Genomic DNA, 14,429 nt, shown 5'->3' on the forward strand with positions numbered 1-14,429 from the left:
CGGGTGACAGTGTCGGATGCCGGTGGCAGGATGACACCATGCCCGAGATGCCGGAGGTCCAGGGACTCACCGCGTTCCTCGGCGGGCGCGCGGTGGGGCGCACGATCACCCGCGCGACCGTCGCTGCGATCGCCGCGCTCAAGACCTACGACCCGCCGATCTCCGCGCTCCAGGGCGCCGAGATCACGGCATCCGCTCGTCTGGGCAAGTTCGTCGTGCTGTCGTGCGGCGATGACCTGCACCTCGTGTTCCATCTCGCCAAAGCCGGCTGGCTGCGCTGGTACGACGCCCTCCCCGCGACGCTGATCAAGCCGGGCAAGTCGCCGATCGCGCTGCGCATCGCGTTCGACGACGGCAGCGGGTTCGACCTGACCGAAGCGGGGACGAAGAAGTCCCTCGCGGTGTACGTCGTGCGTGATGTGCAGGATGCCCCCGGCATCGCGAGGCTCGGACCCGACCCCCTCGCTCCCGGCTTCACGCGCGACGCGTTCGCTGCTCTGCTCACGGACCGCCGCATGCAGATCAAGGGCCTCCTGCGCGATCAGGCGGTCATCGCCGGCATCGGGAACGCCTATTCCGATGAGATCCTGCACGCCGCGAGGATGTCACCGTACGCCATCGCCGGCAAGCTCGACGACGCCGAGGTCGATCGGCTCTTCGCCGCGATGCAGGAGACGCTGACCGACGCCGTCGCCGAGGCATCCGGCAAGCCTCCCGCCGATCTCAAGGATGCGAAGCGTCGGGGCATGCAGGTGCACGCCCGGCGCGGCGAGACGTGTCCGGTCTGCGGCGACACGGTGCGCAGCGTGTTCTTCGCCGACCGCTCGCTCGAGTACTGCCCGACCTGTCAGACGGGCGGCAAGGTGCGCGCCGATCGTCGTCTCTCGCGACTTCTGAAGTGACCGGTGCGCTCTGCGCGATGACGCGGAATGAAATGTGTCCGGACGCGTTGAGTACACTCAGAGCATTGAACGTGCTCCGGGGTCGGTGGGAATCCGAACCGGCGGTGACAGTCCGCGAGCGTCTCGGCCGAGCCGAGATGCCGATCCGGTGGAATTCCGGGACCGACGGTGATGCGAGGGAGACCTCGCTAGTCCGGAAGGGAGGCAGCACGAGGCGCAGCTGCGCGCGCCTTCTGTCTGCCGCTCTCTCCGATCAGGAGAAGCTCCGGAGCCTCACAGGAGGACGACGGATGGCAGTGAACGGGACAGAGCGCGAGGCGATGAGCCGTGCGCTCGAGCTCGCCGCCCGCGGGCCGCGCGGCGTGAATCCGCAGGTCGGTGCCGTCATCCTCTCCCCCGGCGGCGAGGTCCTCGCGGAGGGCTGGCACCACGGCGCCGGCACACCGCACGCCGAGGTCGACGCGCTGTCGAAGCTCGCTCCCGGCGCGGCGCGCGGCGCGACCGCGGTCGTGACGCTCGAGCCCTGCAACCACACCGGACGCACCGGTCCGTGCGCCGTGGCCCTGATCGACGCGGGCGTGTCGCGCGTCGTGTACGCGCTGGACGACCCCGGCATCGCCTCGGGCGGCGGAGCGGAGCGTCTGCGCGCCGCCGGTGTGAGCGTCGAGTCCGGCGAGCAGGCGGATGCCGCGCACGCGCTGATCGACGGATGGCTCACCGCTCAGCGTCTGGGTCGACCGCACATCACGGTGAAGTGGGCGCAGAGTCTCGACGGGCGTGCGGCCGCGGCCGACGGCTCGAGCCAGTGGATCACGGGTCCCGCGGCCAGGGCCGACGTGCACCTCCGTCGCGCGCAGGCCGACGCCATCGCCGTCGGCACCGGCACCGTGCTCGCAGACGACCCGGCGCTCACCGCGCGGGACGGCGACGCGCTGCACCCGAACCAGCCGATCCCCGTGGTCATCGGAACGCGTCCGACGCCGTCGGATGCCGCGGTGCACCGGCATCCGCACGCGCCCCTCTTCTACGACACCCATGACCTGCAGAGCATCGCGGCCGACCTGCACGCTCGCGGGATCCAGAGCGTGTTCGTCGAGGGCGGGCCCACACTTGCCAGCGCCTTCCTCCGCGCCGGTCTGGCCGACCGCGTGCTCGCGTACATCGCTCCCGTCCTGCTCGGCGGCGACCGCCTCGCCCTCACCGACATCGGCGTGGCGTCGATCGATGAGGCCCGCCGCCTCACCGTGACGGAATGGGTCCCTCTCGGGCCCGACCTGCTCGCGATCGCGCGCCCCGCCGAAGACCCTCACTCTCAAAACGAAGGAACCGACTGATGTTCACCGGAATCATCGAGGAGATCGGCGAGATCACCGCGATCGCGCCCTCAGGCGACGGCTGGCGTCTGACCGTGCGAGCGCCCAGGGCCGCCGCGGATGCCGTGCACGGCGAGTCCATCGCCGTGTCGGGTGTGTGCCTCACGGTCGTCGGATCCACGGACGACACGTTCGACACCGATGTGATGAAGCAGACCCTCGACGTCGCCGCGATCGGCGGGGCGGTCGTCGGCACGCGGGTCAACATCGAGAAGGCCATGCCGGTCGGTGCCCGCCTCGGCGGCCACATCGTGCAGGGCCACGTCGACGGGGTCGGCGAGGTGCTCGAGGTGCGCCCCGGCGCCCAGTGGAGCGTGCTGCGCATCAGCCTGCCGGCCGATCTCGCGCCGCTCGTCGTCGACAAGGGATCGATCTCGGTCGACGGCACCTCGCTCACGGTGAGCGCGGTGAGCGACCCGGGTGCCTCATCCGCGTGGTTCGAGGTCTCGCTCATCCCCGAGACGCTCGCCGCGACCACTCTCGGCGCCCGCGCCGTCGGAGACCGCGTCAACCTCGAGACCGACATCCTCGCCCGCCACGTCGAGCGGCTGCTCGCGTTCAGGCCGACCACCTCCGCCGCACCGGAAGGAGGCTCGCGATGAGCCTTTCCACCATCCCCGAGGCCCTCGAAGCGCTGCGCGCCGGGCGTCCCGTCCTCGTCGCGGACGACGAGAACCGTGAGAACGAGGGCGACGTCATCCTGTCGGCCGAGCTCGCCACCCCCGAGTGGGTCGCCTGGACCGTGCGCTGGTCGTCCGGCTTCATCTGCGCCCCCATGCCCGCCGACCTCGCCGACAGCCTGAACCTGCCGCCGATGGTCGCCGCGAGCGAGGACGCCCGCTCCACCGCCTACACCGTGAGCGTGGATGCCGCGGAGGGCGTCACCACGGGCATCAGCGCACACGACCGCGCCCACACGCTGAACGTGCTGGCGAATCCGGCGTCGACCGCGACGAGCATCATCCGCCCGGGGCACGTGCTGCCGCTGCGCGCCGTCGACGGCGGCGTGCGGGAACGCAGCGGTCACACGGAGGCCGCCGTCGAGCTGATGAAGCTCGCAGGTCTCCAGCCGGTGGGCGGCATCGCCGAGGTCGTCGCCGAGGACGGCAGCATGATGCGCCTGCCCGGCCTGATGGAACTCGGCGCCCGCGACGGCGTTCCGGTGATCACGATCGAGCAGCTCATCGCGCATCTCAACGAGATCGATCCGGAGGGCTCCACGCCGAAGGCTGTCCGCGGACGCCGTGTGAGCCTGCGCGCGGACGCGACGGTGCCGACCACGCACGGCACGTTCCGCTTCCTCGCATACAAGGACCGGGTGACCGGCACCGACCACATCGCGGTCGTCTCCGGTGAGCTCACCGAGACGGCCCTCGTCCGCGTGCACTCGGAGTGCCTGACCGGCGAGGCCTTCGGCTCGCTCAAGTGCGAGTGCGGCCCGCAGCTCGACGCGGCGCTCGACGCGATCGAGAAGGAGGGCGGCGTCGTCGTCTACATGCGCGGCCACGAAGGACGAGGGATCGGGCTCATCAACAAGCTGCGGGCGTACAGCCTGCAGGAGGAGGGCCTCGACACCGTGGATGCCAACCTCGCGCTCGGCCTGCCTGCCGACGCCCGCGAATACGCTGCGGCCGCCGGCATCCTGCACGACCTCGGAGTCTCGCGCGTGCGCCTGCTGACGAACAACACCGACAAGGTGACGCAGCTGCGCGAGCTCGGACTCGACATCATCGAGCAGGTGCCGCTGATCGTCGGCGTCGGCCCGAACAACCACCAGTACCTGGAGACCAAGCGTGACCGCATGGGTCACATCATCGGTGCGGACGAGCTCGCAGAGGCTCTCGCCCACGGAGAGGACCACGAATGAGCGGCGCAGGAGCACCCCAGACCGAGAAGATCGACGGCCGCGGGCTGAACGTCGTCATCATCGCCGGGACCTGGCATGAGGCGATCTCCGACGGTCTGATCGCCGGAGCCGAGCGCGTGCTGGGCGAGGCGGGCGCCACGTACCGCGTCGCGCGCGTGCCCGGTTCCTTCGAGCTGGCGATCGCCGCACAGGCCGCTTTCGCGGGCGGAGCGGATGCCGTGGTCGCGCTCGGGGTCATCATCCGCGGCGGCACCCCGCACTTCGAGTACGTGTCCGCGGCCACGACCGACGGTCTCACGCGGGTCTCTCTCGATGCGGGCAAGCCCGTCGGGTTCGGCGTGCTGACCCTCGACGACGAGCAGCAGGGTCTGGACCGCGCAGGGCTCGCGGGCTCCAAGGAGGACAAGGGCGCCGAGGCCGCGGATGCCGCGCTGCGCACCGCCCTCCTGACGCGCGAGCTTCGCGGCTGAGGTCAGCCTCTCCTTGCTGGCGGAATATCGGCCGGGATCGCTACGGTGAGCGCATGGAGACCCTGCGCCTGATCGTCGTGCTCGTCCATCTCATCGGCTTCGCCGTGCTCTTCGGCTCGTGGGCCGCTCAGGCGTTCGGCGGCGAGCGCAAGATCACCAGGATGATGGACTACGGACTGGCGATCGCCGGTCTCGCCGGTCTCGCTCTGGCGGCTCCCTGGGGCATCGACCACGACCTGAACTACGTCAAGATCGGCACGAAGCTCGTCATCCTGCTGGTCATCGGCGCGATGCTGGGCATCGGGATGGCACGCCAGAAGCGCGGGGACGCGGTGCCGTCGGCGGTGTTCTGGCTCATCGGCATCCTCACGGTGACGAACGCCGCTCTCGCCCTGCTCTGGCGCTGATCGCGGTCAGCGCCCTCGCGGTGGAGCCGTGCTCTCGCGCACGATCAGCTCCGTGCCCACCAGCGGCGTGTGCAGGCGGTCTTCGCCGCCGAGCTCGGCGAGCAGCGCATCGACCGCGAGCGCACCGACGCGCTCCGGATGCTGCTGCACGGTCGTGAGGGGCGGCCAGAGCTGCGCGGCATCCGGCAGCCCGTCGAAGCCCACGATGCTGACGTCGCCCGGCACTTCGCGACCGGCCTCCCGGAACGCGCGCAGCACACCGATCGCCATCTGGTCGTTCGCGGCGAACACCGCCGTCACGTCGTCGATCTCGCGCAGGCGCAGTCCCGCCGCGTAGCCGGATGCCGCCGACCAGTCGCCCTGGAGCGGTTCGGGCACGACGCGGCCGCGGGCATCGAGCGTCGCCTGCCAGGCCTCCCTCCGCCGCTCGGCGGAGTAGGACTTGGCGGGGCCGGCGACATGCCAGACCGTGTCGTGGCCGAGATCGAGCAGATGCTCGGTCGCGAGCCGCGCTCCCTGCGCCTGGTCGGTGTCGACGAACGGATGCAGGTCGCCGCGGTTCGAGTCCACGAAGACGACGGGCAGCGCGGCGGGGATCTCGATGTCGGCCTCATCGAGCTGATGGGCCTCGATCACGATGATGATGCCGTCGACCGCATGCTCCTCGAGCCGGCGGAAGGCGCCTTCGACGGTCTCCCCCGCGCTCGACTCGACGGGGATGAGGGTGAGGGCGTATCCGAGCTGCGCGGCGCGCACGGCGATCGCGTCGAGCGTGCGCTGGTTGCCGTAGGAGCTGAACGAGAACATCACCACGCCGATGGTGCGGAAGCGCCCGGATCGCAGGGCGCGGGCGGCGCTGTTCGGTCGGTAGCCGAGGCTCTGCATGGCCGCTTCGACACGTTCCCGCGTGGCCGCGCCCACGTATCCGCGCGCGTTCACCACGCGAGAGACGGTCTGACCGGAGACCCCGGCCTCCCGTGCCACGTCCTCCATCGACGGCTCGCGACGACGCTGCGAGGGCTCTGCCAGATGCTCCGAGGACACGATCAACCATCCATTCATATGTTGACGTTGACACACTAGCAGTCGATCGCATATGTTGACGTAGACACATGGCGCATCGAGCGCACTTACTCGAAGAAGGTCTCGTCGATGACGACTGAAAACCCCGCAGCACTCGGAGCCCTCGGCATCCGACGCCGCGACAAGCGCGACTGGAAGGGATGGGCCTTCGTCGGCCCGTTCATGGTCGTGTTCGCCCTGGTGTTTCTGACACCGCTCGCCTACGCGCTCTACCTGAGCTTCTTCCAGGAGAAGCTCATCGGCGGCACCGCATTCGTCGGCCTCGACAACTACGTCCGCGCGCTGAGCGACCCGCAGTTCTGGGAGGCGTTCGGCCGCGTGCTGATCTTCCTCGTCGTGCAGGTGCCGATCATGCTGATCCTCGCCCTCGGCGCGGCGCTCGCCCTCGACAGCGCCCGGCTGCGCGGAGCATCCTTCTTCCGCATCATCATCTTCCTGCCCTATGCCGTACCCGCTGTCGTCGCCGTGCTGATGTGGGGCTACATCTACGGCGACCAGTTCGGCCTCGCGAGCAACGTCAACGACTTCCTCGGCATCGACGCGATCACCCCGTTCGCGAAGGAATGGATGCTGGTCTCGATCGGCAACATCGTGACCTGGGAGTTCGTCGGCTACAACATGCTGATCTTCTACTCCTCGCTCAAGACCATCCCCACCGACATGTACGAGGCCGCCTCGCTCGACGGCGCAGGAGCCTGGCGCACGATCTTCTCGATCAAGATCCCCTCGGTCCGCGGCGCTCTCGTGATCGCGACGATCTTCTCGATCATCGGCAGCTTCCAGCTGTTCAACGAGCCCAACATCCTGCGCCCGCTGGCACCCAACGTGATCACGACGTTCTTCACGCCGAACATGTACGCGTACAACCTGTCGTTCGCAGGCCAGCAGTTCAACTACGCCGCGACGATCGCCATCATCATGGGCGTCATCACCGCGGTCATCGCCTACGTCGTGCAGCTGCGCGGCTCGAAGTCTGAGGTGCGCTGACATGGCACTCCCCCTCGCCCGTTCCTCGCGCAAGCGCCACGATCCGATGAACCCGCGCAAGTCCCACACGCTGCTGATCGTCATGATCCTGTACGCGCTGTACACGCTCGTCCCGCTGGTGTGGCTGCTCTTCAGCTCGACCAAGACCCAGTCCGGGCTGTTCAGCTCGTTCGGCCTCTGGTTCGCCGACGACTTCGCGTTCTTCGACAACCTCGTAGCCACGTTCTCGTACCGCGACGGCATCTTCCTGCGCTGGCTGGGCAACACGCTGCTCTACGTCGTGGTGGGCGCCGGCGGTGCGACGCTGCTGGCCACCCTGGCCGGCTACGGTCTGGCGAAGTACCGGTTCCCCGGCCGCCGCGCGGTGTTCGCCGTCGTCCTCGGCGCGGTCGCGGTGCCCGGCACGGCGCTCGCAGTCCCGACCTTCCTGCTGTTCAGCGAACTGGGACTGACGAACACGCCGTGGGCGGTGATCATCCCGTCGCTGATCAGTCCGTTCGGCCTGTACCTCATCTGGGTGTTCGCCTCCGAGTCGGTGCCGACCGAACTGCTCGAGGCGGCGCGAATCGACGGCGCCGGCGAGTTCCGCACGTTCTTCACGATCTCGATGCGGCTGCTCGCTCCCGGCATCGTGACCGTCGCGCTCTTCACGGTCGTCGCCACCTGGAACAACTACTTCCTGCCGCTGATCATGCTGTCGGACCCCGCCTGGTACCCGCTCACCGTGGGTCTCAACCAGTGGAGTTCGCAGGCGATCGGCGCCGGATCCCAGCCCATCTACAACCTCGTGATCATGGGCTCGCTCCTCACGATCATCCCGATCGTCATCGCCTTCCTGCTGCTGCAGCGTTTCTGGCAGTCAGGTCTCACCGCGGGAAGCGTCAAGCAGTAGCCTCCCGTACCCCTGCATCACCCTCGCGCTCCGATGCCGGATCGCACCCCCCGAAAGGACACAGCAATGAAGCACCTTCCCTCACCGACGCGGCGCACCCTCGCAGTGCTCGCCGCAGGAACCGTGGCAGCGCTGGCGCTGGCCGGCTGCAGCACCGGCGGCAGCGGCGACACCGGCAGCGGCTCCGGCACCGGCTCGTTCGACTCCGTGGAGGCGGCCCTCGAGAAGGGCGGCGAGATCACCTACTGGTCGTGGACCCCGTCCGCCGAGGACCAGGTCGCCGCGTTCGAGAAGGAGTACCCGAACGTCAAGGTCAACCTCGTCAACGCGGGCACCAACAACGAGGAGTACACGAAGCTGCAGAACGCCATCAAGGCGGGCTCCGGCGCTCCCGACGTCGTGCAGGTCGAGTACTACGCGCTGCCGCAGTTCGCCCTGACCGACGCGTTCGTCGACCTCTCGCAGTACGGCTTCGCCGACTTCGAAGACGACTACACGGCGTCGACCTGGAACTCCGTGACCGACGGCGACGCGATCTACGGCCTCCCCCAGGACTCGGGCCCCATGGCGCTCTTCTACAACAAGGCCGTCTTCGACGCGGCCGGCATCGCCGTGCCGACCACGTGGGATGAGTACTACGAAGCCGCCAAGGCGATCCACGCGGCGAACCCCGACGCCTACATCACGAACGACACGGGCGACGCGGGCTTCGCGACGTCGATGATCTGGCAGGCAGGCGGCAAGCCGTTCGAGACCTCCGGCACCGATGTCACCCTCGACCTGCAGGACGAGGGGTCGAAGAAGTGGACCGAGAACTGGAACCGCCTCGTCGAGGAGGGCCTCGTCGCGCAGACCAGCAGCTGGAGCGACGAGTGGTTCCGCGGGCTCGGCGACGGCAGCATCGCCACGCTCGTGATCGGCGCCTGGATGCCCGGCAACCTGATCTCGGGTGCTCCCGACGGCGCCGGCGACTGGCGCGTCGCGCCGATGCCGACCTACGACGGCACCCCGGCCAGCGCCGAGAACGGCGGCGGCGGCCAGGCCGTGACGAAGCAGAGCAAGAACCCGGAGCTCGCCGCAGGCTTCCTGTGGTGGCTGAACAACTCCGAGGAGAGCATCTCGATCTTCCTCGAGTCCGGCGGCTTCCCGTCGACCACGGCAGAGCTGTCGAGCGACGAGTTCCTGGCCGACGCGCCGGAGTACTTCGGCGGTCAGAAGATCAACGAGGTGCTCGCGGGTGCGGCCGATGACGTGGTCGAAGGCTGGAGCTACCTCCCCTACCAGGTGTACGCGAACAGCATCTTCGGTGACACCGTCGGCCAGTCGTACCAGAACAACAGCGACCTGAACGAGGGCCTCACCGCCTGGCAGGACGCGCTGGTCGAGTACGGCAACGACCAGGGCTTCGCCGTCAACAAGTAACACGCAGGCCGGATCGGGTCCCGCCGGGTCCCTGAGCCTGTCGAAGGGCCCAGTGGGACCCCTCCGGCCTCCCCCATCGAAAGCACCGCGAAAACGTGACCTCCTTCTCCATCGGCGACACCGACTTCCTTCGCGACGGCTCGCCGCACCAGGTGATCTCCGGCGCCATCCACTACTTCCGGGTGCACCCCGACCAGTGGCAGGACCGCATCCGCAAGGCGAGGCTCATGGGCCTCAACACCATCGAGACCTACGTCGCGTGGAACGCGCACGAGCCCCGGCGCGGGGAGTGGGACGCGAACGGCTGGAACGACCTCGGTCGATTCCTCGATCTCGTGCACGCAGAGGGCATGGACGCCATCGTCCGCCCCGGACCCTACATCTGCGCCGAGTGGCACAACGGGGGCCTCCCCGTCTGGCTCACCGGCGGCGAGCGCGAGCTGCGCTCCTCGGAGCCGGCGTTCCTGGCCGACGTGAGCTCGTATCTCCGCCGGGTCTACGAGATCGTCGCGCCGCGGCAGATCGATCGCGGCGGGCCCGTCGTGCTCGTCCAGATCGAGAACGAGTACGGCGCGTACGGCTCCGACAAGGCCTACCTCGAAGCGCTGGTCGCCGTCACCCGTGACGCCGGCATCACCGTGCCGCTCACCACGGTCGATCAGCCGGTCGACCGGATGCTCGACGACGGCAGCCTTCCCGAGCTCCACAAGACCGGGTCCTTCGGCTCGCGCAGCGCCGAGCGGCTGGCGACGCTCCGGAAGCACCAGCCGACCGGACCCCTGATGTGCTCGGAGTTCTGGGACGGCTGGTTCGACTGGTGGGGCGGCGTGCACCACACGACCGACGTCGCCACCGCCGCTGCCGACCTCGACGAGCTGCTCGCCGCCGGCGCGTCGGTGAACATCTACATGTTCCATGGCGGCACCAACTTCGGCCTGACCAACGGCGCGAACGACAAGGGCCGCTACCTCCCGCTCGTGACCTCCTACGACTACGACGCCCCGCTCGACGAAGCCGGTGACCCCACGGAGAAGTTCTTCGCCTTCCGCGACGTCATCGCGAAGTACGCTCCGGTTCCCGAGGAGCTTCCGACCCGGACCGCGGCGGCGCCGACCTTCGACGTCGCGCTCTCTCCCCTGGGCGCATGGACGGATGCCACGGCATCCGGTCCCGTCACCGAACATCCCCTGACGTTCGACGAGCTCGGTCACCTCAGCGCCCTGGTGCGCTACGACGTCGAGATGCCCGGCCAGGGCGGGCTGCTCGCGGTCGAGGACGTCCGCGACCTCGCCTGGGTGAGCGCCGACGGGCAGCCTGTCGGAACGCTGTCTCGCACGCGGCACGATCGCACCATCCGGATCCCGGCCGGCGGCCTGCTCAGCATCCTCGTCGAAGACCAGGGCCGTGTGAACTACGACCACCGCCTCGGCGAGGAGAAGGGGCTGCTCGGCTCCGTGACCCTCGACGGCGTCCCGCTGACGGGCTGGCGCTCGACCCCCCTCGACGTCGCGGCGATCGCGGCGGCGGTCGGTCGAGCCGCCGGCGACGGCACAGATGCGGATCCGCTCGCCTGGTCGGCGGACTTCAGCCTGGATGCCGCGACGGATCTGTTCCTCGAGACGTCCGCCTGGAGCAAGGGCTACGCCTTCCTCAACGGCTTCTTCCTCGGCCGCTACTGGCGCAACGGACCGCAGCGCACGCTGTACGTCCCGGCACCGGCGACCCGGGCGGGTGCGAACCGCCTGATCGTGCTCGAGCTGGAGCACCTCGTGGCACCGCGGGCGTCGTTCGTCGGCGCCCTGTCGCTCGGCGACACCGAGGAGTGACAGGCGTTCAGTCGCGGAGCGTGTGCCAGAGCACGGCGGACAGCCGCTCGGCATCGTCGTCGTGGATACGCTGCCAGTTCCGACCGTTGCGGGCGAAGGTCGCCCGCACACCGGCCGGCACCTCCGCCGGGTCGATCGGTTCCGCGAGCCACTCGCAGCGGCGGACGTGTACGAGGTCCGCCGCTGCGGCGTCGTCTCCGGCGTCGTACGCCCACGGGCCGGCGATGCGTCCCAGATAGGTCAGGCCGTCGACATCCCTCGTCCACACGAACGCACCGATCGGCGCCTTCGCGAACCGCTCGATACGCCATGCCAACCGGATGCCGGACTGCGCGTCTGCCGTGACCACGGCCTCGGCCAGTGAGCCGGGAGCCGGCTCCAGTCTGCCGCCGATGCCGCAGATGCCGAGCTCGAGCGCCCGCTCGGGCCCCACGCCGCGGGGCACCGTATCGACGCGGGAGCGCATCGGAGCGCGGTAGACCGGCATCTCGCTCATCGAACGGGCACCAACGTCGTCTCGATCGACGCCCCATCGATCGAGACCCTCATCATCGTGCAGACAGGCTGTCGGCGCCGATCCGTCGGAGATCCGGGGTTCAGCAGCCGCATCCCGGCCGGTGACACCGTGTCCCAGGGGATGTGCGAGTGGCCGAAGATCAGCAGATCGATGCCGGGGAAGGCCTCGTCCATGCGCTGCTCGCGCCGCGTCGCCGCCCCCGTCTCGTGGATGACCGCGATGTCGACCTCCTCGACGGTGAATCGCGCGACCTCGGGCAGGCGGGCACGCAGCTCGGGTCCGTCGTTGTTGCCGTAGACGCCGCGGAAGAGGCGAGACCTCGACTCGAGCAGTTCGAGGGTCGCCAGGTCCACCCAGTCCCCCGCGTGCACCACGATGTCGGCCTCGTCCACCGCACGCAGCACGACGTCGGGCAGGCGTCTCGCCCGCTTCGGCACGTGGGTGTCGGCGAGCAGCAGCATCCGCGTCGTCATCCCCGACACGCTATCCGACCCCGACCCACAGCGAACACTCAGGAAGGCGTAAACTCACCCGAGTCCCTGGCGTACCAGGCACTGATCGGAGAAGCATCTTGAGTACTGCACCCGCGCCCGCGAATCCGCGCTCGCGCGTCATCACGGCCAGCCTCGTCGGCACCACGATCGAGTTCTACGACTTCTACGCGTACGCGACGGCCGCCGTGCTCGTGTTCCCCGCCCTGTTCTTCCCGACGGGCAACGACACGACATCGCTGCTCTCGTCGTTCGCCGTGTTCGGCGCGGCGATGGTGGCGCGCCCGATCGGCGCGGTCGTCTTCGGCCACTTCGGCGACAAGTTCGGCCGCAAGGCGACACTCGTCGCCTCGCTGCTCACGATGGGCATCGCGACGTTCGTGATCGGCCTGCTGCCCACGTTCCAGCAGATCGGCTGGTGGGCGGCGCTCCTGCTGCTGCTCCTCCGTCTCGCGCAGGGCTTCGCGCTCGGCGGCGAGTGGTCCGGTGCCGCGCTGGTCGCGACCGAGAACGCCCCGAAGGGCAAGCGCGCCTGGTACGGCACCTTCCCGCAGCTGGGCGCGCCGCTCGGCTTCATCATCGCGAACTTCCTGTTCCTCGGGATCAACTGGCTGCTGCCCCACGCCGAGAACCCGGCGCTGAAGTCCGAGGCGTTCCTGTCGTGGGGATGGCGCATCCCGTTCCTGTTCTCCGCTGTCATGGTGATCATCGGCCTGTGGGTGCGTCTCAAGCTCGTCGAGTCCGACACCTTCAAGAAGGCCGAGACCAAGGGCGTGATCCGCAAGCTCCCGCTCGCCACGGTGTTCCGTCACCACTGGAAGCACCTGATCCTCGGCACGTTCATCATGCTCGCGACGTACGTGCTCTTCTACCTGATGACCAACTTCACGCTCGCCTACGGCACCAAGGCGGCCTCGCTCGAGACGGCATCCGCAGCCGCCCAGGCCGCCGCCGAAGCCGCAGGCAAGGACTTCGACGCGTCGGCGTTCGCCGCCCAGTTCTATCCCGGACTCGGCTTCGGCTACACCGACTTCGTGCTGATGCAGATCGTCGGCGTGGTCTTCTTCGGCATCTTCACCCTGCTGTCCGGGCCCTTCGCCGACCGGTACGGCCGCCGGAAGGTCCTGCTGGTGGTGACCGGGCTCATCATCGTGTTCGGCCTCACCTTCAACCTGTTCCTGCTGCCCACCGCCGACCCGCGACTGACCACGACACTCGTGCAGGCGTTCCTCGTGATCGGCTTCCTGCTGATGGGCGCGACGTTCGGGCCCATGGGCGCTCTGCTTCCCGAGCTCTTCCCGACGAACGTGCGGTACACGGGGTCGGCGATCTCGTACAACGTGTCGTCGATCCTGGGTGCGGCCGTCGCTCCGCTCATCGCGGTGGCGCTGTGGGAGCTCGGCGACGGCGCTCCGTGGCTCGTCGGGCTGTACCTGTCGGTGATGGGCGTGCTGACCTTCGTGGCGCTGATCCTCTCGCCCGAGACGAAGGACCACGACTACGAGGAGGACCTCGGAGTGTCGTCAGGCGCCGCGCTCTGACCCAGCGGTCGTGCCGCCGGAGAGGAAGCTCTCGATCGCAGCGATCGTCTCGGCGTTGTCGCGATGCAGGATGCCGCGGATGCCGACGCCGGCGGCACCCACGAGCGACTCGGTGTGGTCGTCGATGAACAACACGTCCTCCGGGGCGGCCCCGAGCCGACCGAGCGCGAGGAGGTAGGCCCGCGGATCGGGCTTGTTGACGCCCTGCTCGTGGCTGTAGCAGATCGGGTCGAAGACGGCGGCGAACCCGAAGCGGCGCTCCTCCTCCTCCCGCGCGCCGTCTGCCGAGTTCGACAGGATCGCCGTGCGGGCGCGACCGCGGAGCGACCGCGCATACTCGATCAGCTCGGTGTTCGCCGTGCCGCAGTACGCGTCCCAGAAGTCCGTTCGTATCGCGGTCGCCTGGTCGGCGTCGAGGTCGAGCGCGGCCGCCAGACGCTGCCAGAACACGCCGGCCTGCCCGTCGGTGACATCGATGGGCGGCAGATCGGCGGCGGCGACCCGGGCGTCGAACTCGGCACGATCGAGGCTCGACCGGTCGCGCCAGCGACCCCACCACTGCTCCTGCCAGGTGTCGTCGTCGACGACCTCGAGCACGCCGCCGATGTCGAACAGGATCCACTTCTCGTCGGTCATCCGGACACCCTAGGT

At 69.0% G+C, this 14,429-nt stretch carries 15 protein-coding genes; 11 read left to right on the forward strand and 4 right to left on the reverse strand.

All coding sequences use genetic code 11. The features are described 5' to 3' along the window. Nucleotides 1–38 precede the first annotated feature (38 nt). From LBN7_RS02845 to LBN7_RS02870, 6 genes are all read left to right on the forward strand, one after another. Nucleotides 39–902, forward strand: a complete 864-nt coding sequence (locus LBN7_RS02845; RefSeq protein WP_407360885.1) for an Fpg/Nei family DNA glycosylase — start codon at nucleotides 39–41, stop codon at nucleotides 900–902. A gap of 290 nt (nucleotides 903–1,192) precedes the next feature. Beyond that, nucleotides 1,193–2,236 carry a bifunctional diaminohydroxyphosphoribosylaminopyrimidine deaminase/5-amino-6-(5-phosphoribosylamino)uracil reductase RibD gene (ribD, locus tag LBN7_RS02850; RefSeq protein ID WP_341945898.1) on the forward strand — a complete coding sequence of 348 codons (1,044 nt, stop codon included), beginning with the start codon at nucleotides 1,193–1,195 and terminating at the stop codon, nucleotides 2,234–2,236. After that, on the forward strand, nucleotides 2,236–2,877 hold the full coding sequence (locus LBN7_RS02855; RefSeq protein ID WP_407360886.1) for a riboflavin synthase: 642 nt from the start codon (nucleotides 2,236–2,238) through the stop codon (nucleotides 2,875–2,877). Before ribD ends, LBN7_RS02855 begins: the two co-directional genes overlap by 1 nt. Then, the gene (gene ribA, locus LBN7_RS02860; RefSeq protein ID WP_116636898.1) at nucleotides 2,874–4,142 is read left to right on the forward strand and encodes a GTP cyclohydrolase II; all 1,269 of its coding nucleotides are present in this window, start codon (nucleotides 2,874–2,876) and stop codon (nucleotides 4,140–4,142) included. The genes LBN7_RS02855 and ribA overlap by 4 nt, the downstream gene beginning before the upstream one ends. Continuing rightward, entirely contained in the window at nucleotides 4,139–4,612 is a 474-nt protein-coding gene (ribH, locus tag LBN7_RS02865; RefSeq protein WP_116636897.1) for a 6,7-dimethyl-8-ribityllumazine synthase, read from the forward strand. The genes ribA and ribH overlap by 4 nt, the downstream gene beginning before the upstream one ends. 53 nt (nucleotides 4,613–4,665) lie before the next feature. Next, complete coding sequence (locus LBN7_RS02870; RefSeq protein ID WP_116636896.1) at nucleotides 4,666–5,019, forward strand: Fe-S protein; 354 nt, start codon at nucleotides 4,666–4,668, stop codon at nucleotides 5,017–5,019. Nucleotides 5,020–5,025: 6 nt separating this feature from the next. On the opposite strand, the gene LBN7_RS02875 is transcribed toward LBN7_RS02870, so the two are convergent. Next, a complete protein-coding gene (locus LBN7_RS02875) occupies nucleotides 5,026–6,012 on the reverse strand; it encodes a LacI family DNA-binding transcriptional regulator (protein ID WP_407361695.1) in 987 nt (328 codons plus the stop codon). 159 nt (nucleotides 6,013–6,171) lie between these two features. Between LBN7_RS02875 and LBN7_RS02880 the strand changes: the two genes are divergently transcribed. From LBN7_RS02880 to LBN7_RS02895, 4 genes are all read left to right on the forward strand, one after another. Continuing rightward, entirely contained in the window at nucleotides 6,172–7,089 is a 918-nt protein-coding gene (locus LBN7_RS02880; RefSeq protein ID WP_116636895.1) for a carbohydrate ABC transporter permease, read from the forward strand. A 46-nt stretch (nucleotides 7,090–7,135) separates the two neighbouring features. Further along, nucleotides 7,136–7,981 (forward strand): carbohydrate ABC transporter permease, encoded by an 846-nt coding sequence (locus LBN7_RS02885; protein ID WP_116636942.1) that lies wholly within the window; start codon nucleotides 7,136–7,138, stop codon nucleotides 7,979–7,981. Between the two features lie 66 nt (nucleotides 7,982–8,047). Further along, the gene (locus tag LBN7_RS02890; protein ID WP_407360887.1) at nucleotides 8,048–9,403 is read left to right on the forward strand and encodes an ABC transporter substrate-binding protein; all 1,356 of its coding nucleotides are present in this window, start codon (nucleotides 8,048–8,050) and stop codon (nucleotides 9,401–9,403) included. A gap of 95 nt (nucleotides 9,404–9,498) precedes the next feature. Further along, complete coding sequence (locus LBN7_RS02895) at nucleotides 9,499–11,229, forward strand: glycoside hydrolase family 35 protein (protein ID WP_407360888.1); 1,731 nt, start codon at nucleotides 9,499–9,501, stop codon at nucleotides 11,227–11,229. A 7-nt stretch (nucleotides 11,230–11,236) separates the two neighbouring features. Here LBN7_RS02895 and LBN7_RS02900 read toward each other — a convergent pair whose 3' ends face one another. After that, on the reverse strand, nucleotides 11,237–11,725 hold the full coding sequence (locus tag LBN7_RS02900) for a GAF domain-containing protein (RefSeq protein WP_407360889.1): 489 nt from the start codon (nucleotides 11,723–11,725) through the stop codon (nucleotides 11,237–11,239). After that, nucleotides 11,722–12,219: a metallophosphoesterase family protein gene (locus LBN7_RS02905; RefSeq protein ID WP_407360890.1), complete on the reverse strand. Its 498-nt coding sequence runs from the start codon at nucleotides 12,217–12,219 to the stop codon at nucleotides 11,722–11,724. Before LBN7_RS02905 ends, LBN7_RS02900 begins: the two co-directional genes overlap by 4 nt. 98 nt (nucleotides 12,220–12,317) lie before the next feature. Here LBN7_RS02905 and LBN7_RS02910 point away from each other — a divergent pair, with 98 nt between their 5' ends. Further along, nucleotides 12,318–13,778 carry an MFS transporter gene (locus LBN7_RS02910; protein ID WP_116636890.1) on the forward strand — a complete coding sequence of 487 codons (1,461 nt, stop codon included), beginning with the start codon at nucleotides 12,318–12,320 and terminating at the stop codon, nucleotides 13,776–13,778. On the opposite strand, the gene LBN7_RS02915 is transcribed toward LBN7_RS02910, so the two are convergent. Then, nucleotides 13,761–14,414: an HAD family hydrolase gene (locus LBN7_RS02915; protein WP_407360891.1), complete on the reverse strand. Its 654-nt coding sequence runs from the start codon at nucleotides 14,412–14,414 to the stop codon at nucleotides 13,761–13,763. The two genes, LBN7_RS02910 and LBN7_RS02915, sit on opposite strands and share 18 nt — an antisense overlap. Nucleotides 14,415–14,429 lie beyond the last annotated feature (15 nt).

This window comes from Microbacterium sp. LBN7, assembly GCF_045690345.1.
Classification (GTDB): Bacteria; Actinomycetota; Actinomycetes; order Actinomycetales; family Microbacteriaceae; genus Microbacterium.